At 65.7% G+C, this 20,029-nt stretch carries 18 protein-coding genes and 1 tRNA gene; 11 read left to right on the top strand and 8 right to left on the bottom strand.

Annotation, left to right across the window (positions count from 1 at the left end):
• Window position 1: 1 nt before the first annotated feature.
• The 7 genes from FHS97_RS01305 to dapA form a co-directional block, all read right to left on the bottom strand.
• Window positions 2-349: a response regulator gene (locus FHS97_RS01305; RefSeq protein ID WP_184032588.1), complete on the bottom strand. Its 348-nt coding sequence runs from the start codon at window positions 347-349 to the stop codon at window positions 2-4.
• 42 nt (window positions 350-391) lie between these two features.
• Window positions 392-2,806, bottom strand: a complete 2,415-nt coding sequence (locus FHS97_RS01310) for a hybrid sensor histidine kinase/response regulator (RefSeq protein ID WP_184032590.1) — start codon at window positions 2,804-2,806, stop codon at window positions 392-394.
• Window positions 2,807-2,823: 17 nt separating this feature from the next.
• On the bottom strand, window positions 2,824-4,872 hold the full coding sequence (locus FHS97_RS01315) for a M13 family metallopeptidase (RefSeq protein ID WP_184032592.1): 2,049 nt from the start codon (window positions 4,870-4,872) through the stop codon (window positions 2,824-2,826).
• A gap of 64 nt (window positions 4,873-4,936) precedes the next feature.
• Window positions 4,937-5,497 (bottom strand): DUF2062 domain-containing protein, encoded by a 561-nt coding sequence (locus FHS97_RS01320; RefSeq protein WP_184032594.1) that lies wholly within the window; start codon window positions 5,495-5,497, stop codon window positions 4,937-4,939.
• A 2-nt stretch (window positions 5,498-5,499) separates the two neighbouring features.
• Entirely contained in the window at window positions 5,500-5,982 is a 483-nt protein-coding gene (gene smpB / locus FHS97_RS01325) for an SsrA-binding protein SmpB (protein ID WP_184032596.1), read from the bottom strand.
• A 39-nt stretch (window positions 5,983-6,021) separates the two neighbouring features.
• Window positions 6,022-6,342, bottom strand: a complete 321-nt coding sequence (locus tag FHS97_RS01330; protein ID WP_184032597.1) for a hypothetical protein — start codon at window positions 6,340-6,342, stop codon at window positions 6,022-6,024.
• Between the two features lie 109 nt (window positions 6,343-6,451).
• Window positions 6,452-7,333 carry a 4-hydroxy-tetrahydrodipicolinate synthase gene (gene dapA, locus FHS97_RS01335; RefSeq protein WP_184032599.1) on the bottom strand — a complete coding sequence of 294 codons (882 nt, stop codon included), beginning with the start codon at window positions 7,331-7,333 and terminating at the stop codon, window positions 6,452-6,454.
• Between the two features lie 227 nt (window positions 7,334-7,560).
• Between dapA and FHS97_RS01340 the strand changes: the two genes are divergently transcribed.
• The 5 genes from FHS97_RS01340 (at window position 7,561) to FHS97_RS01360 (ending at window position 13,122) form a co-directional block, all read left to right on the top strand.
• Window positions 7,561-9,408, top strand: coding sequence for a lytic transglycosylase domain-containing protein (locus FHS97_RS01340; protein ID WP_184033020.1), 1,848 nt, complete (start codon window positions 7,561-7,563; stop codon window positions 9,406-9,408).
• A complete protein-coding gene (greB, locus tag FHS97_RS01345; RefSeq protein ID WP_184032601.1) occupies window positions 9,405-9,899 on the top strand; it encodes a transcription elongation factor GreB in 495 nt (164 codons plus the stop codon). The genes FHS97_RS01340 and greB overlap by 4 nt, the downstream gene beginning before the upstream one ends.
• 191 nt (window positions 9,900-10,090) lie before the next feature.
• Window positions 10,091-10,885, top strand: a complete 795-nt coding sequence (locus FHS97_RS01350) for an NYN domain-containing protein (RefSeq protein WP_184032603.1) — start codon at window positions 10,091-10,093, stop codon at window positions 10,883-10,885.
• Window positions 10,885-12,516, top strand: a complete 1,632-nt coding sequence (locus FHS97_RS01355) for a M28 family peptidase (RefSeq protein WP_184032604.1) — start codon at window positions 10,885-10,887, stop codon at window positions 12,514-12,516. The genes FHS97_RS01350 and FHS97_RS01355 overlap by 1 nt, the downstream gene beginning before the upstream one ends.
• Before the next feature lie 42 nt (window positions 12,517-12,558).
• The gene (locus FHS97_RS01360) at window positions 12,559-13,122 is read left to right on the top strand and encodes a Uma2 family endonuclease (RefSeq protein WP_184032607.1); all 564 of its coding nucleotides are present in this window, start codon (window positions 12,559-12,561) and stop codon (window positions 13,120-13,122) included.
• Between the two features lie 150 nt (window positions 13,123-13,272).
• On the opposite strand, the gene ettA is transcribed toward FHS97_RS01360, so the two are convergent.
• Window positions 13,273-14,952 (bottom strand): energy-dependent translational throttle protein EttA, encoded by a 1,680-nt coding sequence (gene ettA / locus FHS97_RS01365; RefSeq protein ID WP_184032609.1) that lies wholly within the window; start codon window positions 14,950-14,952, stop codon window positions 13,273-13,275.
• A gap of 111 nt (window positions 14,953-15,063) precedes the next feature.
• Between ettA and FHS97_RS01370 the strand changes: the two genes are divergently transcribed.
• From FHS97_RS01370 to FHS97_RS01395, 6 genes are all read left to right on the top strand, one after another.
• Window positions 15,064-16,461, top strand: a complete 1,398-nt coding sequence (locus FHS97_RS01370) for a M20/M25/M40 family metallo-hydrolase (protein WP_184032611.1) — start codon at window positions 15,064-15,066, stop codon at window positions 16,459-16,461.
• A gap of 163 nt (window positions 16,462-16,624) precedes the next feature.
• Window positions 16,625-16,888, top strand: a complete 264-nt coding sequence (locus FHS97_RS01375; protein ID WP_184032612.1) for a hypothetical protein — start codon at window positions 16,625-16,627, stop codon at window positions 16,886-16,888.
• Between the two features lie 12 nt (window positions 16,889-16,900).
• Window positions 16,901-17,173: a hypothetical protein gene (locus FHS97_RS01380; protein WP_184032613.1), complete on the top strand. Its 273-nt coding sequence runs from the start codon at window positions 16,901-16,903 to the stop codon at window positions 17,171-17,173.
• A 125-nt stretch (window positions 17,174-17,298) separates the two neighbouring features.
• A tRNA-Pro gene (locus tag FHS97_RS01385) sits at window positions 17,299-17,375 on the top strand.
• A gap of 209 nt (window positions 17,376-17,584) precedes the next feature.
• Window positions 17,585-18,889 (top strand): site-specific DNA-methyltransferase, encoded by a 1,305-nt coding sequence (locus tag FHS97_RS01390; RefSeq protein WP_184032614.1) that lies wholly within the window; start codon window positions 17,585-17,587, stop codon window positions 18,887-18,889.
• The gene (locus FHS97_RS01395) at window positions 18,889-19,911 is read left to right on the top strand and encodes a hypothetical protein (RefSeq protein WP_184032615.1); all 1,023 of its coding nucleotides are present in this window, start codon (window positions 18,889-18,891) and stop codon (window positions 19,909-19,911) included. The genes FHS97_RS01390 and FHS97_RS01395 overlap by 1 nt, the downstream gene beginning before the upstream one ends.
• The last annotated feature ends 118 nt before the right edge of the window (window positions 19,912-20,029 follow it).

A 20,029-nucleotide genomic window follows, 5' to 3' on the forward strand; every position in this document is an offset into this window, starting at 1 on the left:
GTCAGGCGAGTTCGCTGAGCGCCTTGTCGACCCCGTCGATCGTGAACGGCTTGGCGAGCCGCGGACGTTCGCGGTGCGTCGGCGCAATCTCCTCGCCCCCGCCGCCGGTTGCGAAGACGAACGGGATGTTGCGCTCCGCCAGCGCATCGGCGATCGCGAAGCTCTTCTCACCGCCGCGCAGGTTGACATCCAGGATCGCGGCGTCGAAGCCGCCCGCCTCGACCATCGGCAGCGCCGCGGCGACACTGTCGGCGGTACCGGCATGGGTCTTGTCGAGCGCGTCGAGGAAGTCCTCGAGCATCATCGCGATCAACGGTTCGTCTTCGACCAAAAGCACACGCATCGTCATGGCAAAACGCCATAGCGCGCTCGCGCGTGGGTGCAACCATTGTCAGGCGTCGGCGCGGGACGCTTCTTCCTGTGCGACCAGCACGTCGCGGGTCGCCTCGGCGAGTTGCTGGACCGAGAAGGGCTTCGGGAGGAACGACACGTTGTCGAGGTCGATCGACCGCCGCAACTGCTCCTCGGCATAGCCGGACATGAACAGGATCGGGATGCCGGGATGGATCTTGCGCAGCTGCCGCGCGAGCGTCGGGCCGTCCATCAACGGCATCATCACGTCCGAGATCACCAGTGCCGGGCGATCGACGCCCTGCATCAGCTCCATCGCCGCCTCGCCATTTTCGGCGGCGAGCACGGTATAGCCCTGCCGCGCCAGCGCGCGCTCGGCGACCGCGCGGACCATGTCCTCGTCCTCGACCAGCAGGATCGTCCCGCTGCCCCACAGATCGCCCGAGCGGTGCCGCGCCGCCTGCTTGGCCTGCGCGGCGACGGTAACCGCATCGGTGACGCCGGCGGTGTGGACGGGCAGATAGATGGTGAAGGTCGCGCCGCGCCCCGGCCGCGAGTCGGCGAAGATGAAGCCGCCCGATTGCTTGACGATGCCGTAGACGGTCGACAGCCCGAGCCCGGTGCCCTTGCCGACCTCCTTGGTGGTGAAGAACGGCTCGAAGATCTTGGGCAGCACTTCCGGCGGAATGCCGGTGCCGGTATCGGAGATTTCCAGCGCGGTATAATCGCCGGTCGGGATGATATCGCCGCGGCGGCGTATCTCGGCGATCGGCACCGAGCGGGTCTGGATCGTCAGCTTGCCGCTGTTGCCGGTGCTGAGCATCGCATCGCGCGCGTTGACCGCGAGGTTGACGACGACCTGCTCCAGCTGTCCCGGATCGGCGCGCACCGGTCCCAGATCGCGGCCGTGCTTGACCTCCATCGTCACTGTCTCGCCCATCAGGCGGCGGAGCAGGTTGGAGACTTCGGACACGACATCGGGAAGCTGCAACACCTGCGGACGCAGCGTCTGCTGGCGCGAGAACGCCAGCAACTGCCGGGTCAGGCTGGCGGCACGGTTGGAATTGGCGCGGATCTGCTGGATGTCGTCATAATCGCTGTCGCCGGGCGAGTGGCGCATCAGCATCAGGTCGCAATGGCCGATAATGGCGGTAAGGATGTTGTTGAAATCGTGCGCGACGCCCCCGGCGAGCTGGCCGACCGCCTGCATCTTGGTCGCCTGCGCCACTTCGCGCTTGAGCCGGTTCTCCTCGCCATTGTCCTTGAGGCTGAGCAGCACCGCCGCGTCGCCGAGCCCGCGCGCGGCGGCGATCGACAGTGCGACCGGCTCGTCGGGATGATCCTTGAGCCGCACCGCCAGATCGGTCGAGCGCGCCGCGGTGCTGGCGAAGCGGCGGATCGCATCGGCGACCGCGCTCTTGTCCTCGCGCACCACCAGATCGCCGGGATAGATCGGCGGCGCGGTGGCGTCGACGCTTGCGGCGCGCGCGAAGGCGCTGTTCATCTGGAGGAAGCGGCCCTCGCGGTCGACGAGCGCGACGCCGAACGGCATCAGCATCAGCAGCGCCTCGATGCCGTCGCCCGACCCGCCGAGCGACGGATCGCTGTCGACCAGCGCGACGAGGATCGGAGCCTCCGAATCGTCGGCGAGCGGGATCTGGATCAGCCGCAGCGGATTGGACGCGCTGCCCTCCGCGACGAAGCGGACCAGCCCGGCCTGATCCTCGGCGAGGAACAGCGCCAGATCCTCGCCGATGATCGGCTGGTCCGGTGACGGCGCGGCGCGGGTCTTGAGCACCGCGTTGGCGGAGATGACATAGCCCTCGGCAGTGATGAGCGCGGCCATTACCCCGGCGGCGCCGAGCTGCGCCCCGAGCGTTCCGTCAAGCGCCTCCATCAACCGCGCGGGCAGACCCGGCGAGACAGTGCGCCCCGCGAAGCGCCACACCAGCACGTCCTGCTGCTGCCCGGCGCGGGTGATCGTCGCCTCGATCGCGCCGACCGGCCCCTTCAGCGTGACGCGCGCCTGCCCGTCGCGCCATGCGGTGCGGCCCGCCACCTCCAGCTCACCCGCGCCGTCACCGGCCAGCGGCAGCGACGGCGGCGTGGGAAAGCCCGCGAACAGATGCTCGTAGTGATCGTTGGCGCACACCAGCCGCCCGCCGCGATCGGTGATGGCGATGCCGTCGAAGCTCGCCTCGGCCATGACGCGGAGCAGCTCCCAGTCATAGGCGACCGAGATCGCCGCGCCCGCGCCGCGTCGCAGCCGCACGATCGCGGCTCCCGCCCCCGCCAGCACCAGCGCCGCCGCGAGGAAGCCGCCCGCGACCATCGCATCGCCGACCAGCCACAGGATCAGCGCGGCGGCCGCCATGCCGGCGACCCCCGCGATCGCCAGCGCGGCGGTTCCGCCGTCGAGCCACCGGCGCTTTCTCTCGATCGTGGCGAGCCGCATCACCGTCGTTCAGCCGATCACCAGATCCGCACCCGCGCTTCGGGCGCGAGATACAGTTTCTGGCCCGGCTGCGGGTTATAGGCCGAATACCACGGGTCCATGTTGCGGACGATGTTGCCGCGCTGCTCCGACGGGGCGTGCGGATCGGTCAGCAGGCGCTGGCGCAGATTGGCCTCGCGATAGTTGCGGCGCCAGACCTGCGCCCAGCCGAGGTAGAAACGCTGGTCGCCGGTGAAGCCGTCGATCACCGGCGCGGGCTTGCCGCCCAGCGTCGCGACATAAGCGTCATGCGCGGCGGCGAGCCCGGCGAGATCGGCGCTGTTCTCGCCGAGCGTCAGTTCGCCCTTCACGTGCATCCCCGGCAGCGGCTCGTACGCGTCATATTGCCTGGCCAGCCGCTCGCTGAGCGCTTTGAACTTCTGGACGTCGCCGTCGGTCCACCATTGCGTCAGCCGGCCCTTGCTGTCGTATTTCGCGCCCTGGTCATCGAAATGGTGGCTGATCTCATGCCCGATCACCGCGCCGATCCCGCCATAATTCACCGCCGGGTCAGCCTTGGGATCGAAGAACGGCGGCTGGAGGATCGCCGCCGGGAAAGTGATCGCGACCAGCCCGAAATTGGCCTGCGCGTTCACCGTCATCGGCGCCATTCCCCATTCCCAGCGGTAGATCGGCTTGCCGAGCTTGGTGACGTTGTCGTCGTGCCGCCACTGGTTGGCGCGCAGCATGTTGCCGAACGCATCACCGGCGCGCACGTCGAGGCTGGAATAATCATGCCATTGTTCGGGATAGCCGATCCGCGGCGTGAAAGCGGCAAGCTTGGCGAGCGCCTTCTGCTTGGTCTCGGGCGCCATCCAGTCGAGCTTCTCGACGCGACGGCCGAGCGCGGCGAGCACGTTCTTGACCATCTCGTCCGCCGCCGCCTTGGTCTCGGGCGGGAAATAGCGCGCGACATAGACCTTGCTGACCTCGTCGGTCAGCGCCGAGGAGGTGAAGCTGACCCCGCGCTTCCAGCGCTCCTGCTGCTGCGGCGTGCCGCTCAGCACCGTGCCGTTGAACGCGAAGCTCTCCGCATCAATCGCCTTCGGCAGCACGTCGGCGAAACCGTCGAGGCTGCGCACCAGCAACTGGTCGCGCAGCACCGCGATCGGGGTGGCCGCGATCAGCTTGGCGGTGCCGGCGATCGCGGTCGGCTGCGCGACGATCAGCGTCGGCGCGCTCGCCTTCTCGGCCTTCAGGAAGGTGGCGAAGTCGAAGCCCGGCGCGCTCTGGCGCAATTGCTCAAGCGTCATCTTGTTATAGGTCTTGTCGGCGTCGCGACTGTCGATGCGGGTCCAGTGGACGCGCGCCAGCTCGGTCTCGAACGCCACCAGCGCGGCGGCACGCGCCTCGCCGTTCGGCTCGCCCGCCAGCGTCAGCAGCTTGGCCACGTGCGCCTGATAGGCCGCCTTGGTCTGCATCAGCTTGGCGTCGGTCGACAGGTAATAGTCGCGGTCGGGCATCCCCAGCCCGTTCTGCATCAGATTGACCGCATAGGTATCCGGGTCCTTGTCGTCCTGCCCGACATAGAGGCCGAACGGGATGTCGACGCCGTTGCGGTCCGCCTCGGCGAGCAAGGCGGGATAGCCGGCCTTGTCGACCTTGCGGATCTTCGCCAGCCACGGCTGGATCGGCTTCAGCCCGGCATTCTCGATCGCACCGGTGTCGAGGAAGGCGGCATAGGCCGCACCGATCTTCGATCTGGGATCGGCCTTGGCGCCTTCGAGGATCGCGCGGGTGCGCTCGCGCGACAGGTCCTGCAGCACGTTAAATGCGCCGTAATTCGATTCGTCGGCGGGGATCGCGGTGTTCTTCGCCCAGGTGCCGTTGGCGAAGCCGTAGAAATCGTCGCCGGGCTGGACCGAGCGGTCCATGCCCGCGGCGTCGAACCCGAACGTGCCATAGGTGGGACGGTCACCGGCGGGCGCCGGCGTGCTCGCGGCCGGTTGCTGCTGCGCGGACTGGGCGAGCAGCGCGGCGGGCACCAGCGCGAAGAGCGAAGTAACGGTGACGGCAAGAAAACGCATGTACCAGGCATCCTTCGGGAAAGCCGCTGAATGCCGGGTTTGTAACGAGCCGTGGCCGCCTGTGCTAGTTACCGTGGTGACGGTGTCGCCACTTGCGCGCGATCCACAGCCGCCAGAGCAGCGCCGCCAGCCCATAGCCGAGCACCGCGCCGAGCACCGAGCACACCACCATGCCGACCGCGGTGGCGGGGCCGACGTCCCGGAGCAGCCAGTCGATCCAGCCCGGCGCCGCCTGCACCGCGTCGCCCAACGGCTGCCCGGGCACCGAGCGGTCGAGATGGAGCAGCCAGTTGCCGACCTTGTAGTACATCACGAACAGCAACGGCGTGGTCAGCGGGTTGGTGAAGAAGGTGGTGAGCGCCGCCGCCGGCACGTTGGCGCGCAACGGCAGCGCGAGCACCGCCGAGGCCGGAATCTGGCCAAGCGGGATCAGGATGCCGGTGAACATCCCCAACGCCACCCCGCGCGGCACCGAGCGGCGCGTGAACCGCCAGAGCTCCGGTGCGAGCACGCGATGCGCGACCGGACGGAGCACGCGGCTGTTCGCCATTGATTCGCGCGTCGGCAAGTTGCGGCGGCTCCACGCCGCCACGCGCTCCCACAGCGTCACCGGCCGCGTCGCCATCGTCAGCCGTGATCGCGCAGGATGCGCCCGGCCTCGCGCTTCCAGTCGCGTTCCTTGATATGTTCGCGCTTGTCGTGCGCCTTGCGCCCCTTGGCGAGTGCCAGTTCCACCTTCGCGCGCCCCTGCCCGTTGAAGTAGATCATCAACGGCACCAGCGTCATGCCGTCCCGCGCGACCGCGCCGTGGAGCTTGTTTATCTCGCGCTCGTGAAGCAGCAGTTTACGCGGGCGCTTGGGCTCGTGGTTGAAGCGGTTGCCGTGGCTGAATTCGGGAATGTTCGAATTGACCAGCCACACCTCGTCGCCCTTCACCTCGGCATAGCTCTCCGCGATCGAGCCCTCGCCGAAGCGCAGCGACTTCACCTCGGTGCCGGTGAGCACGATCCCCGCCTCATAGGTGGTGTCGACCGCATAATCGAAGCGGGCGCGACGGTTCTCGGCGACGATCTTCTTCTTGTCGAAGGTGGCGGGTTTGGGACGCGGCATGGGGGCGATGTAGGCGCGAGCGGCGTAAGGGGCAAACGGCTAACGGCGAGATTTTCCAAGCGGGATCTTGAGCCAGATCATCGCGCGGTTGCTCTGGACACCGCCGGCCGTCGCGGCTTCGGCCTCCGCCGCCAGTGCGGCGCGGTCGCCGAGGATGGCGGTCTCGGCTTTGGGGAGTGCCGCGGCATCGGCGTCGTAGCGGTCGGTGAGCGGGCGGAGGCGGTAGCGTTCCGGATCGGGGCGACGGCCGCAGACGACCACGTCGTTGCCATTAGAGGCGCGGCATGGATCAGCGACCGCGGGCTTGTCGAGCAGCGGACCGGCGACGACGGACTGGAGCAGGACCCAGAACGCCGTCATGTCCTAGCTCCGAAGAGAGGCCGTCATTGCGAGCGCAGCGAAGCAAACCAGGGCGTCCTGATCCGGCTCTGGATTGCTTCGCTGCGCTCGCAATGACGGAGGGGTTACGTCAGAGGCCGGCGCGTTGCAGCCCGGCGTCGACCGCCGCGCGGCTCGCTTCGGACGGCCACGTCATCGGCAGCCGCAGGCCATCGGGGAAGCCGAGACGCACCTTCGTCATCGCATATTTGACCGGACCCGGCGAGGCGTCGGTGAACAGCGAAGTGTGGAGCGCGAACAGCCGATCGTGGAAGTCGCGCGCGGTCGCATAGTCACCCGCGGCACAGGCGCGCTGGAAATCGGCGCAGAGCCGTGGCGCGACATTGGCGGTCACCGAGATGCAACCGATCCCGCCATTGGCGTTGAAGGCAAGCCCGAGATCGTCATTGCCCGACAATTGGCAGAATGCCGCGCCCAGCCCGGCGCGGTGCTGCGTCACCCGCGTCAGCACGCCCGAGGCGTCCTTGACCGCGACGAACACCTTCGGGAATGCCGACACGATGCGGATCAGCGTTTCCGGCTGGATGTCGGTCACGGTCCGCGCCGGCACGTTATACAATACGATGGGCAAGGGCGTGTCGGCGGCGAGGGCCTCGAAATGACGATAGATCCCCTCTTGCGAGGGACGGTTGTAATAAGGCGGCACCATCAGCGCGGCATCCGCCCCCGCCTCGCGCGCGGCGTGCAGGTTCGCGGCGGCGACGCGCGTGTCGTTCGACCCGGCCCCGGCGATCACCGGCACGCGGCCCTTCGCCTGATCGACGCAGACGCGGACGATCGCGAACTGCTCCTCCTTGGTCAGCGTCGCCGCCTCGCCGGTGGTGCCGCACGGGACGAGCGCGGACGAACCCTCGGCGATCTGCCACTCGACAAGTTCGCGATAGGCCGATTCGACGAATTCGCCCTGCGCATCGAACGGCGTGACCAATGCGGGGATGGAACCTGAGAACATGAGACGAATTTGCTCCTGACACGCGTTTCGGGGACGCCGTGCAGCGCAGATACCGCTAGGGCTGCTATACTGTCCACCACGGGCGTCGGTCAAAAACAGTGAAGGTGGGTGCGTTGATCCTTATCGTTGCAGCAGCAGGAACCCTGGCGGTGGTCGCCGGGCAATATGGCGCGGTGCCCGCGACCCAGCCGGCACCGGCCCAGGTTGCGGCCGCCCCGCTGCCCGGGATGGCGCAGCCGGTCGCGCAGTGGAAGGCGCTGCAGCAGACCGACGCGCTGCCGTTCGACAGCTATTTCTCGTTCATCAATGCCCACCCCGGCTGGCCGGGCGAGGCCGGGTTCCGGCGCACGCTGGAGCGCAAGGCGGCGACCGACCCGAACACGCCGGTGACGAGCGTCGCAGCGTTCTGCCGCCGCTGGAAGCCGTTGACCGCGGCGGGCTGGATCGCGTGCGCGCGCGCCTATCAGGCGACCGGGTCGACGATCGACGCGCAGGTGGCGGCGCGCACCGGGTGGCGGCTCGGCAACATGTCGCCGCAGGACGAAACGACCGTGCTGACCCAGTTCGCCAGCGCGCTGTCCCCCGCCGACCATGACGCGCGCACCGACGCGTTGCTGTGGCAGGGCGCGACGGGCAGCGCGCAGCGCATGCTGGCCTACACCAGCGAGGCGGCGCGTCCCTTGTTCACCGCGCGGCTGGCGTTCCGCAGCAATGCCGAGAATGCCTCGGCGCTCGCAGCCAGCTATGACGCGATCGGCGCGCGCGACGCCGGCTATATCGCCGACAAGGCGATGTGGCTGCGCAACTCGGGCGCGAGCCCCAGCGCGCGCGGCTGGCTGGCGCGCACCCGCACCGGCATGACGCGGCCGGGCAATGTCGAGAAGTTCTACGAAGCGCTGCTGGTCAATGCCCGCGCCGCGGCGGCGGACGGCCAGTGGCAGACCGCCTATGACATCGCGCGGCAGATCGACGACGCCTATCCGGCGGGCACCGACGTCTCGACCAAGCCCTATGGCGAGCGCGACGATTACACCTCGCTGGCGTGGCTGGCAGGTCAGGCGGCGCTCAAGCTCGGCCGCCCCGCCGATGCGCGCGCGATGTTCGAGCGCTATGGGCTCGGCAGCCAGTCGCCGCAGACGCGCGCGAAGGGGCTGTACTGGGCCGCGCGCACCGCGGAGCAGGCGCGCCAGCCCGACGCCAATGCGCTGTTCGAGCGCACCGCGGGCTATCGCGACCAATATTACGGGCAATTGGCAATCGAGCATCTCCGCCGTCCGCTGACCGCGCCCCCTGCCCCGCCGACGCCGGTGATCGCTCCGGCGGCGCGCTCGGCGTTCTACGGACGTGAGGTGGTGCGCGCGGCGCAGTTCCTCGGGCAGGCCGGCCAATATCAGGACCAGACCGCGTTCGTGAAGCAGATCGCCGCCGACGCGACCAGCGACACCGATCATTATCTCGCCGACGAATTGTCGCGCGCGCTTGGTCGTCCCGATCTCGGCGTGCTGCTCGGGCGCAGCGCGATGCAGAACGGGCTGACCGAATATAGCGCCACCGGTTTCCCGACCGTCGCGGTGCCGAGCGGCTATGAGGCCGAATGGCCGATGATCCACGCGGTCGCGCGGCAGGAGAGCCAGTTCGATCGGATGGCGCGCAGCCCGGTCGGCGCCAGCGGGCTGATGCAGTTGATGCCCGGCACCGCGCGCGAGCAGGCCGGCAAGCTCGGGCTCGGCTACGATCCGCTGCGGCTGACCAGCGACACCAATTACAACATCCAGCTCGGGTCGAGCTATTTCCAGCGGATCTTCGCGCTGTACGGCAGCTATCCGCTGGCAATCGCGGCCTATAACGCCGGGCCGGGGAACGTGAACAAATGGCTGCGCGCCAACGGCGACCCGCGCACCGGCGCGATCGACGCGGTCGACTGGGTCGAGGCGATTCCGTACGGCGAGACGCGAAATTACGTGCAGCGGGTGCTGGAGAATGCGGTCGTCTACGATCTGATGAACCCGGCGCGCGCCAAGAGCCGCGGACCGAATAATCTCAGCTGGTATCTCGGACGGTCGCGCGGCGGATGACCGATCGTCCCAATTACCTGACGCCCGCCGGCTATGCGAAGCTGCGCGCGGAATATGAGCAGCTCTTCGCCACCGATCGTCCGGCCTTGGTCGAGACGATCAGCTGGGCGGCGGGGAACGGCGACCGCTCGGAGAACGGCGACTATATCTACGGCCGCAAGAAGCTGCGCGAGATCGACCGGCGGCTCGGTTGGCTTTCGAAGCGGATGAAGGCCGCCAAGGTCGTCGATCCCGCTCAGCAGCAGGACCGCACACGCGTGTGGTTCGGCGCGACCGTGACGATCGCCGACGAGGATGACAACGAACGCGTGCTGACGCTGGCCGGCGACGACGAGGCCGACGCCGGCGCGGGGCGGGTCGGGTGGAATGCGCCAATCGCGCGCGCCTTGCGCGGCGCGGCGGTCGGCGACCTGCGGCGGGTGATGCTGCCGGCGGGGGAGCGCGAGTATGAGATCGTCGCGATCGGCTATCCCGAGCCGGAGCGAGGGTGATTTCGGGCTCCTGATGCCAATGATCCGTCAATCCCGCGCAGGCGGGAAGCCAGAATCTCTGACGACACGCCTCTATCGAGACCTCTGCGCGTCTGGATTCCCGACGGCGCGGGGATGACGAAGTTCGATGTGACCGCGATAAGGCCGCGCGAACGATTGACCCAGCCCCTCGCGCAGTCGATGCAGCGCACATGGCTGCCGACGACAATCCCAACCGAAACATTGCGCTGCTGATCGATGCCGACAATGCGTCGTGGCAGGCGCTCGACCCCGTGCTGACCGCGCTCGCCGAGTTCGGCCGGGTCAATGTGCGACGCGTCTACGGCAATTGGTCCAAGGAAGGGCTGAAGGGCTGGCGCGACATGAGCGTCATGCACGGCATCGAGCCGCAGCAGCAGTTCGACCTGACCCGCGGCAAGAACGCCACCGACATGAAGATGACGATCGACGCGATGGACCTGCTCCACCGCGGACGCGTCGATGCGTTCGGGATCATGTCGTCGGACAGCGACTTCATGCCGCTCGCCACGCGCATCCGGCAGGATGGACTCGACGTCTATGGCTTCGGCAACAGCAACACGCCGGCGGGGTTCCGCAATGCCTGTACGCGGTTCATCGACGTCAATGCGCTGATGGAGACGACCAAGCCCAAGCGCGCCCGACGCGTCGAGGTGCCGATCGGTGAATCGGTGCCGCCCCCGATCGGCGTGCCGGCAAGCGCGGCGGTGTCCACCCCCGCCCCAGCGGCGACGCGACCGGCGGACGATCCTGAGTTGCTGCAACTGCTTCATGACGCCTATGATTCGCTGAAGCCCGATGCGAAAGGCTTCGTGCGATTGTCGGCGCTCGGGCAGCGCGCGGCGAACCGGTCGAGCTTCGACGTGCGCAATTATGGCTACAAGCGGTTGTCCGATCTGGTCGATGCGATCGGCTCGATCGATGTCGACCGCCGCGACAATCACGTGCTGGTACGTTGGAAGGATTGATGATGCGGCTTTCTCTTGCGCTGGCGCTGGCCGCGACGATCGCCACTCCGGTGCTGGCGGAGGACGCCGCGCCGCAGCGGCTGTCCGAAGACGTGCGCGTGCTCGCCTCGCCGGAATATGGCGGGCGCGCGCCGGGGACGCCGGGCGAGAAGAAGACGCTCGATTGGCTGGTGGCGCGCTTCACCGCGCTGGGGCTCCAGCCCGGCGGACCGGACGGGCAGTGGCTCCAGAAGGTGCCGCTGATCCATACCCGCGTCGCATCGGACGCGCGGATGTCGATCGGGCGGACGGCGCTGACCCAAGGCAAGGAAATCGCGGTCACGACGGTGCGCGATGCCGCTACGATCGCGATCAAGGACTCGCCGATGGTGTTCGTCGGCTATGGCGTGTCCGCGCCCGAGGCCGGCTGGGACGATTTCAAGGGCATGGACCTGCGCGGAAAGACGCTGGTCTTTCTGGTCAACGACCCCGACTTCGAGGCGGAGCCCGGCGACGACGCCAAGGGCAAGTTCGGCGACCGCCGCATGACCTATTACGGGCGCTGGACCTACAAGTTCGAGGAAGCCGCGCGGCGCGGCGCGGCGGCGGCGCTGATCGTTCACGATACCGGCGGCGCCGGCTACCCATGGTCGACGGTCAATGCCTCGAACGGCGAGAATTACGACATCGTCCGCGCGGCGGGCGACCGCCGCGTGCCGTTGCAGGGCTGGATCGACCATGACGTGGCCGACCGGCTGTTCGCCGATGCCGGGCTCGATCTCGCCAGGCTGCGCGTCGCGGCGCGGTCGAAGGCGTTCCGCCCGGTCGCGATGACGCCGCTTTTCTCGGCGGCGGCGACGGTCGCGGTCGAGCGGATCGAGAGCGCCAACGTGCTGGCGAAGATCCCCGGCACGAAGCGCCCCGACGAAACCGTAATGTTCGCGGCGCACTGGGATGCCTATGGCGAGGGCCCGGCGGATGCCGCGGGCAAGACGCTGCGCCCCGGCGCGAACGACGATGCGTTGGGGACGGCCGGCGTGGTCGAGCTGGCGCGGCTGTTCAAGGCGGCGCCCGCGCCGGAGCGGACCTTGGTATTCGCGCTGTGGACCGGCGAGGAGCGCGGATTGCTGGGGTCTGAACATTATGCCGCGCATCCGGTCTATCCGCTCGCCAAGACCGCTGCGAACCTGACGCTCGACATTCTCCAGACCGCCGGCCCGGCCAAGGACGTGGTGCTGGTCGGTCAAGGGCAATCGTCGCTCGACGGGCTGCTGGCGGACGCGGCGCGCGCGCAGGGGCGCGTGGTGACGCCCGAGACCTTCAGCGAGCGCGGGCTCTTCTATCGCGCCGATCATTTCTCGGTGGTGCGCCGGGGGGTGCCCTCGCTGCTGCTGATGGCGCTGGGCGGTGCGGCCGACCTGCGCAACGGCGGGCGCGCGGGCGGGCAGAAGTGGCTCGACGACTACATGGCCTGCTACCACAAGACCTGCGACGCTTGGGACGCCGGTTGGAAGCTGGACGGCGCGGCGGCGGACGTCGACCTGTTCCACGCGATGGGCGAGCGGCTGTCGAAGGCGGGCGTGTGGCCGACGTGGAGCGCGGGAAGCGAGTTTCTGGCGCTGCGGGACAAGAGCGCCGGGGAGCGGCGCTAGGCTCGATGGCATTGGCCGCGATGATTGTGCTATCCTGATCGCATGACGGTTCATCAGCCCCTTCCGCCGGGCAAGTACCGGCTGACCGTAGACGACTATCTGCGTCTGCATGACGCGGCGGCGTTCGGCGATGCGCGGACCGAATTGCTCGAGGGAGATGTTTTTCTGATGAGCCCGATGCACCGACGGCATGGTCGCGCTGTCACGGGTTTGCTGATTGCGATCGACGCGGCGCTTCGCAGCGCCAAATTATCGGCGAAGGTGTTGGGCGGCGTTTCGGTGGCGATGCCGCCCCACAATGTCCCGGAACCGGATCTTTTGATCACGTCCGACCCCGACGGCGACGGCCTGGTTCCGCTCGCCTCCGTGTTGCTGATTGCCGAAGTGTCGGACAGCACGCTGGCGAGCGACCTGTCGTTCAAGCATGCGCTTTACGCCGCAGCCGGTGTTCCGGAATATTGGGTCGTCGATGTCAGGAACGCGGTCATCCACCAGATGTGGCGACCGGTCGACGAGGAATACGCAGAGCGGCGCGTCGTGGGCTTTGGCGAGCCACTGACGGCGGCAACGCTTTCCAACCTGACGGTGCGAACGACCGGGCTTTAAGCGGTGTAATTGTCCTGTCGAACCTCGCGCGGCTGAGGGGTCCGAAGAAGCGGGGCCCCGGATCAAGTCCGGGACGACGAGCAGGCGAAGAATAGGTCCCCGCCTACCGAACCGGGACGGAGCGCTCCAGCGCCCCGCCCCTCGCCCCGATCAGCGCGTCAGCTTCTTGTACGCCAGCCGCGTCGGGCGGTCGGCGGCGTCGCCCATGCGGCGGCGCTTGTCTTCCTCGTAGCTCTCGTAATTGCCCTCGAACCATTCGACATGGCTGTCGCCCTCGAACGCGAGGATGTGCGTGCAGAGCCGATCGAGGAAGAAGCGATCGTGGCTGATGACGACCGCGCAGCCCGCGAACGTCTCCAGCGCCTCTTCGAGCGCGCGCAGCGTCTCGACGTCTAGGTCGTTGGTCGGTTCGTCGAGCAGCAGGACGTTGCCGCCCTCCTTGAGCATCTTGGCCATGTGGACGCGGTTGCGCTCACCGCCCGACAGCTGGCCGACCTTCTTCTGCTGGTCCGGTCCGCGGAAGTTGAACGCGCCGACATAGGCGCGCGTGCCCAGCTCCTGCTTGCCGAAGCGGAAGACCTCCAGCTCGTCGGAAATTTCCTGCCAGACGTTCTTGTTGGGGTCGAGATCGTCGCGGCTCTGGTCGACATAGCCGAGCCGCACGGTCGAACCGACCTCGATCGTCCCGGCGTCGGGCTGTTCCTGCCCGGTGATCAGCTTGAACAGCGTCGACTTGCCCGCGCCGTTCGGTCCGATCACCCCCACGATCCCGCCCGGCGGCAGCGTGAAGTCGAGATTGTCGAACAGCAGCTTGTCGCCATAGGCCTTGGTCAGCCCCTTGGCCTCGATCACCTTTCCGCCCAGCCGCTCGGGAAGCTGGATGAGGATCTGCGCCTTGCCGGCGACACGATTCTCCTGCTTCGCCATCAGCTCGTCGAACGCGCGGATACGCGCCTTCGACTTGGTCTGGCGTGCCTTGGGGGTCTGACGCATCCACGCCAGCTCGTCGGCGATCGCCTTCTGCTTGCCGGCTTCCTCGCGCTCTTCCTGCTCGAGCCGCTTGGCCTTTTTCTCCAGATAGCCCGAATAGTTCGATTCGTAGGTGTAGTAACGGCCGCGATCCAGCTCGAGCACCCAGTTCACGACATTGTCGAGGAAGTAGCGATCGTGGGTGACGAGGATGACGTTGCCGGTATATTCCTTGAGGAAGTTCTCCAGCCACGACACGCTCTCGGCGTCGAGGTGGTTGGTCGGCTCGTCGAGCAGCAGAATGTCGGGCTTCTCCAGCAGCAGCCGGCAGAGCGCGACGCGGCGGCGCTCGCCGCCCGACAGCTTGCTGACGTCGGCGTCGCCCGGCGGGCAGCGCAGCGCTTCCATCGCGACCTCGAGCTGGTTGTCGAGCGTCCAGCCGTCGACCGCGTCGATCTTGGCCTGGAGATCGCCCATTTCCTCCATCAGCGCCTCGAAATCGGTGTCGTCCTGCGGGTCGCCCATTTCGGCGGAAATGGCGTTGAAGCGATCGACCAGATCGGCGACCGGGCGGACGCCGTCCTTGACGTTGCCCATCACGTCCTTGGACGGATCGAGCTGCGGCTCCTGTGCGAGATAGCCGACGCGAATGCCCTCGGCCGCCCACGCCTCGCCCTGGAACTCGGTGTCCATCCCCGCCATGACCTTCATCAGCGTGGACTTGCCCGCGCCGTTCGGGCCGATGATCGCGATCTTCGCGCCCGGGATGAACTGCAGGTGGATGTTGTTGAGAACGGGCTTGTTCGCGCCCGGGAAGGTCTTGGTCAGACCCTTCATGACATAGGTATACTGAACGGCCATCTGGCGCGCGGCTCCGTAAAAGAGAGGGTGCAGCGAAAAAATCGTCGGCGCGCATGTAAGCGCAGCCCACGCCGTTGGCAAACCGCGCTGCGCCGGTTACGCCCCCCATCCATGAAGCATCTTTCCTCGCTGACGATCGCCCTGCTCCTCGCCACCCCAGCCGCAGCGCAGCGGACCGCGCCGCCGACGCCGGCCGCGGTCGATCCGCAGGTCGCCGCGCTCCGCGACGCCGCGCTGAAGGACGACATCGCCTATGACATCGTCGAGGGGCTGACGACCGAGGTCGGGCAGCGGCTGGCCGGCACCGAGGCCGAGGCGCGCGCGCGGGACTGGGCGGTGCGGAAGCTCACCGCGCTCGGCTTCAGCAACGTCCGTGCCGAGCCCTACAAGATGCCGGTCTGGGTGCGCGGCGACGAGACCGCCGAGATCGTCACGCCCGTCCCGCAGAAGCTGACGCTGGTCGCGCTCGGCAATTCGGCGAGCACCGGACCGCGCGGGCTGACCGGCGAGCTGGCGGTTTTTCCATCCTATGCCGAATTCGCCAATGCGCCCGCCAGTGCGATCCGCGGCAAGATCGTCTATATCGGGAACGCAATGCAGCCGACGCAGGACGGGTCGAGCTACGGCAGCAGCGGCCCGGCGCGCTTCACCGGCCCGGCGCTGGCCTCGCAAAAGGGCGCGGCGGCGATCGTCATCCGCTCGATCGGCACCGACGCGCATCGACTGCCGCACACCGGCGTCACCACTTTCCCGACGGGCGTGAAGCCGATCCCGGCCGCGGCGCTGTCGACCCCCGACGCGGCGCTTGTCGAGCGGCTCGCGAAGCGCGGGCAGCCGATCCGGCTCCGGTTGCTGCTGACCCCGAAGATGATCGGCGAGCGCGAATCGGGCAACGTCATCGCCGAGGTGCCGGGCACCGATCCGGCGGCGGGCGTCGTGCTGGTCGGCGGGCATCTCGACAGCTGGGACCTCGGCACCGGCGCGATCGACGATGCCAGCGGGGTGGCGATCACCGCCGCCGCGGCGAAGCGGATCATGGACAGCGGCCAGCGTCCGCGCCGCACGATCCGCGTCGTCTGGTTCGGCGCCGAGGAGGTCGGCGGGATCGGCGGCGCGGACTATGCCAGACGCCACGGCGCCGAGCGCCACGCCACCGCCTCGGAAAGCGACTTCGGCGCGGACCGCATCTGGCGCTTCGAGACGGAACTGCCCGAGGCCGCCAAGGCGGTGGGCGCGCGGCTGGCCAGCGCGCTCGCTCCGCTCGGGATCGTCGCGGGTAGCGGTCGGGCCGGCGACGGCACCGATATCGCGCCGACGATCGCCACCGGGGTGGCCGGCGTCGACCTCAACCAGTCGGGGCTGCGCTATTTCGATACGCATCATACCCCCGACGACGTGCTGGAGCGCGTCGACCCCGAACAATTGCGCCAGAATGTCGCGGCCTGGACGACGATGCTCGCGGTCGTCGCCAACGCACCCGAAGAGATCGGCCCGGTGACGCGCCCGTGAAATCGGCGTGAAAGGTGCGTCGCGACGGGTCACCATTCGTCGCAACCTTTCGCAAAGGTGAATTTTGCTTATTGACCCCCCCGGTTGGTAGGGTATTGCGAGGGTTCGCGACGGCGCTGGGGTCGGGCGCGAGTTTTTTTATGTAATGCTTGGGAGCATTCCGATGAAGAAGATCCTGCTCGTTGCCGCCGCCGCCGGCCTGATGTCGGTTGCCGCCTGCTCGAAGTCGCCCGAGGCTTCGGCGGTCGAGAACAACGCCGACATGATGGCGGACAACATGGACGCGATGGCGGCCAACGTCGCCGACATGTCGAACACCACCGCGAACCCGTTCGCCGAGGACAATGCCGAGGCGGTTGCCGAGAACATCCACTCGGCCGCGGACAACGTCCGTGACGCCGGCGAGGACGCCTCGAAGAACATGTAATCGACGGGAGCCGTGCCGGTGGTCATGAGGAAGTCGCTTCCCCTGCTCGCGATCGCGCTTTGTTGCGCATCGGCGTGCAGCGACCGTTCCGGCACGGCTTCGATCGGTAACAATGCCGAGGCGGTGGCCGATGCGCTCGAGCGCAAGGCCAACGACTTGGACGCGATGGCCGAAACCACCGCCAACGACAGCACCGCCGCAATGCTGGAGGGTGCTGCCGACAATCTCGAGGACCAGGCGGACAATCTCCGCGACATGGCCGAGGATGGTGCCAAAGCGCGCTGAGCACGCCGCGGCTTGGTGGTGACACCGCTGTCGAGGCGCCTGCGGGCGCCTTTTCTTCTATGAGGAACCCGATCCGGAGCTTGCACGCGCCGGACGCACGGCCTAGGCCGGGGTCCTCACCGCGTCGGGGAGTGGCGCAGTCTGGTAGCGCGCCTGCTTTGGGAGCAGGATGTCGCAGGTTCGAATCCTGTCTCCCCGACCATTCTGAAAATTTCGTGGTTTTTCAATCGCTTAGGGGTCAGCGATGTAGCAGCTGACGTAGCGCCTGCTGTAGCGATTCCCTCAGGGGCGACCCTGACACCTCGAACCTTCCTTGTGCCTCGTGATCATACGACGTTATCCGCTATCAGTCCGGCTAGGCCGTGCTATGTGCCCGATCCCCAAAGATCCTCATGCGATAACCGAGACCAGATGACCGCACACGCAAAGCTCGCATCCGCTCACATTGCACAAGGCGGTAGAGTCTCGCTTGAGCGGTTGCCGACCAACACGACAACCTCGAATCACGCCGTTCACCGCTGGTTCAATTTCATCGCCGGCTTTTCGCCAGAGCTGGTAAGAGCGTGCGCTGCCATGACCCCGGAGTCACCGTCAGCGCCACTGGTGCTTTTGGACCCATTCGCGGGATGCGGTACAGCGCCTCTGGCTGGTCGCATGCTGGGTCTCAAGGCAATAGGCTACGATCCCCACCCGTTTTTCAGCATAATCAGCGAAGCTAAGGCAAACAGTCATCGTTATTGGACAGATCTGCCTCTCATACGGACCGCGATTGGTAATGGGCTCAATAAGCGTGGCGATGCAGAAGGTTATCTATCTACGTCGGCATTCGCATTCCTAAATAAAATGTTCAACAAGGCCGACTTGGATGCTCTTGTCGGAGCGCGAATATCTTTGCAAGACGAAGGTATGGGAGAACACCCACTCGCTATCCTCGTGCTGTCTCGTATGATTGATTATTCGTGCTTTGCGGCGACGGACGGCATTTATAAAGCTCCCTCGTCAACGAAACGTGCACTGTCAGCTACTGCTTCGTTTTCAAGAGTTCTAGATACAGTTGAGTCCGATGCGTTAGAGGCGCTTAGCGGGGTAAACGACGCAAAAATATATGCGAAATCGTCTGAAAACATGTGCGAAATCGAGTCAAAATCAGTTGACCTTGTTGTGACGTCCCCGCCATACCTCAATAATTTTGATTTTGCTGAGATGACTCGGATGTATCTTTACTTCTGGGGTATGGCAGATACATGGGCGGATATCAGTTCTAAGGTCCGTTCTAAGCTCATTGTAAACACTACAACCGCACTTCGCGGTCAGAAAGAGCTGCAAACGACATACCGAAACTCTTTGCCATTTGGAGTAGCGGAGGAAGCGGCCCAAGTCGTTGATGAACTCACATCGAAACGATTAGTCAAAGCGGGTAAGAAAGAGTATGATTTCCTGATCTATCCCTACTTGAGTCAGATGCAGAATGTGTTGCGGGAATGCGCGCGCGCGTTGAAAATTGATGCGCCTTTCCACATGATGGTCTCTGATGCAGCGTTATATGGGGTCTACATACCAGCTCCAGAGTGGCTGGGGACTATCATGAGGGCCTCCGGCTTCACTGACGTGCAAGTTGAGATGGTGAGGCCAAGAGGTCATCGCTGGGTGCTGGATAAACGGGAAGGCTCTGAGCGGGGCCTGGGTGAGTATTACGTATTTGGAAGGGCTGCTTAATGCACACGCTATATCAATTAGCTGACGCCGAGATCAGATCGTGCATTGCGGATTACCTTTCCTTAGCGTCCGACACCAACGGGTTTACAGCAGTTAAAGCCGAGCATGTCGATACGGATAGGAAGGCGGTTATCTTGCTCGCTGGAGTGAATGCATCCTTGGAGGATACATCACCAGCGGTAGTGGTCTTGGAATGGGAGAGGCGTAGGGCGGTTCCGCTCGACGTAGAGTCGGGTATAACAGCGGGGGTTTACACGAACATTCGCGGTGCAGGAATTAAGTACCTTAACGAAGTTAAGTCTGGCACAAATGGGTTTAGTGTTTGGTCGCCGGACTTCATCCGCAATAACCCGCATACCCTTCCATTGTTGCAGCACTTGGCCGGGATATTTAGCAAAGCCGCGCTTGTGAAGCAGGTGGGCAGCGTTTCAGACAATAAAATCTCGGGACCAGCGGCTGTCCGCCTCGCAGCTGTTCTGGAAGCCAGGGTGATCCCGGATCAAATCCGTGAAGGGGAGATTCTAAAGCGCCTCGAATCCACGTTGGAGGGCATTGTCCGTGACCTCATTGGACGAGTAATGCTTGAGTCGATTGTCGACAGTGCACTGAGAGATGCAGGCGTTCCGTTCAAAAGGGAAGATGAATATCCAAATCTCACTGGAGTTGTTTATAATTTCCGTGCTGATTTCGTCGTGCCCGATGAGAACGATCCCCGTGCCTTTATTGAAGTTCGCAAGTCTTCTTCTCGACATGCCTCTCTTTATGCTAAAGACAAAATGTTCTCTGCCATAAATTGGAAGGGTCGTCACAAGAAGATGCTGGCGATACTTGTTGTTGACGGCGAGTGGACATCAGAAACCCTGAGGGTGATGGCGAACGTGTTTGATTACGTCGTCCCACTTCGACACGTTAATGATCTAGCGAAGTCAATTGCCGAGTACCTTGCGGGAGATCGTAGCAAGTTGAAATGGCTAATCGAGTTCTCAATAAAACCAGCTGGTAGCTCAGGATCATTACAGTAGGGCTTTGGGCGAAGGCGTAAGGAAGAGCGCCACTCGATTTCGAAATCGCCAGCGCGGGGGTATTTTCTGGGGACCTGTTGAGGTCGATGCACTATTAAGGTATATTGCCTTGACCTCA

The sequence above is a fragment of the Sphingomonas endophytica genome, assembly GCF_014199415.1.
Classification (GTDB): Bacteria; Pseudomonadota; Alphaproteobacteria; order Sphingomonadales; family Sphingomonadaceae; genus Sphingomonas; species Sphingomonas endophytica.

Bases quoted from the DNA above. Each gene is read 5' to 3' on its own strand.
- FHS97_RS01305 (WP_184032588.1), bottom strand. From the start codon at position 349: ATGACGATGCGTGTGCTTTTGGTCGAAGACGAACCGTTGATCGCGATG.
- FHS97_RS01310 (WP_184032590.1), bottom strand. From the start codon at position 2,806: ATGCGGCTCGCCACGATCGAGAGAAAGCGCCGGTGGCTCGACGGCGGA.
- FHS97_RS01315 (WP_184032592.1), bottom strand. From the start codon at position 4,872: ATGCGTTTTCTTGCCGTCACCGTTACTTCGCTCTTCGCGCTGGTGCCC.
- FHS97_RS01320 (WP_184032594.1), bottom strand. From the start codon at position 5,497: ATGGCGACGCGGCCGGTGACGCTGTGGGAGCGCGTGGCGGCGTGGAGC.
- smpB (WP_184032596.1), bottom strand. From the start codon at position 5,982: ATGCCGCGTCCCAAACCCGCCACCTTCGACAAGAAGAAGATCGTCGCC.
- FHS97_RS01330 (WP_184032597.1), bottom strand. From the start codon at position 6,342: ATGACGGCGTTCTGGGTCCTGCTCCAGTCCGTCGTCGCCGGTCCGCTG.
- dapA (WP_184032599.1), bottom strand. From the start codon at position 7,333: ATGTTCTCAGGTTCCATCCCCGCATTGGTCACGCCGTTCGATGCGCAG.
- FHS97_RS01340 (WP_184033020.1), top strand. From the start codon at position 7,561: ATGGCGCAGCCGGTCGCGCAGTGGAAGGCGCTGCAGCAGACCGACGCG.
- greB (WP_184032601.1), top strand. From the start codon at position 9,405: ATGACCGATCGTCCCAATTACCTGACGCCCGCCGGCTATGCGAAGCTG.
- FHS97_RS01350 (WP_184032603.1), top strand. From the start codon at position 10,091: ATGGCTGCCGACGACAATCCCAACCGAAACATTGCGCTGCTGATCGAT.
- FHS97_RS01355 (WP_184032604.1), top strand. From the start codon at position 10,885: ATGATGCGGCTTTCTCTTGCGCTGGCGCTGGCCGCGACGATCGCCACT.
- FHS97_RS01360 (WP_184032607.1), top strand. From the start codon at position 12,559: ATGACGGTTCATCAGCCCCTTCCGCCGGGCAAGTACCGGCTGACCGTA.
- ettA (WP_184032609.1), bottom strand. From the start codon at position 14,952: ATGGCCGTTCAGTATACCTATGTCATGAAGGGTCTGACCAAGACCTTC.
- FHS97_RS01370 (WP_184032611.1), top strand. From the start codon at position 15,064: ATGAAGCATCTTTCCTCGCTGACGATCGCCCTGCTCCTCGCCACCCCA.
- FHS97_RS01375 (WP_184032612.1), top strand. From the start codon at position 16,625: ATGAAGAAGATCCTGCTCGTTGCCGCCGCCGCCGGCCTGATGTCGGTT.
- FHS97_RS01390 (WP_184032614.1), top strand. From the start codon at position 17,585: ATGACCGCACACGCAAAGCTCGCATCCGCTCACATTGCACAAGGCGGT.
- FHS97_RS01395 (WP_184032615.1), top strand. From the start codon at position 18,889: ATGCACACGCTATATCAATTAGCTGACGCCGAGATCAGATCGTGCATT.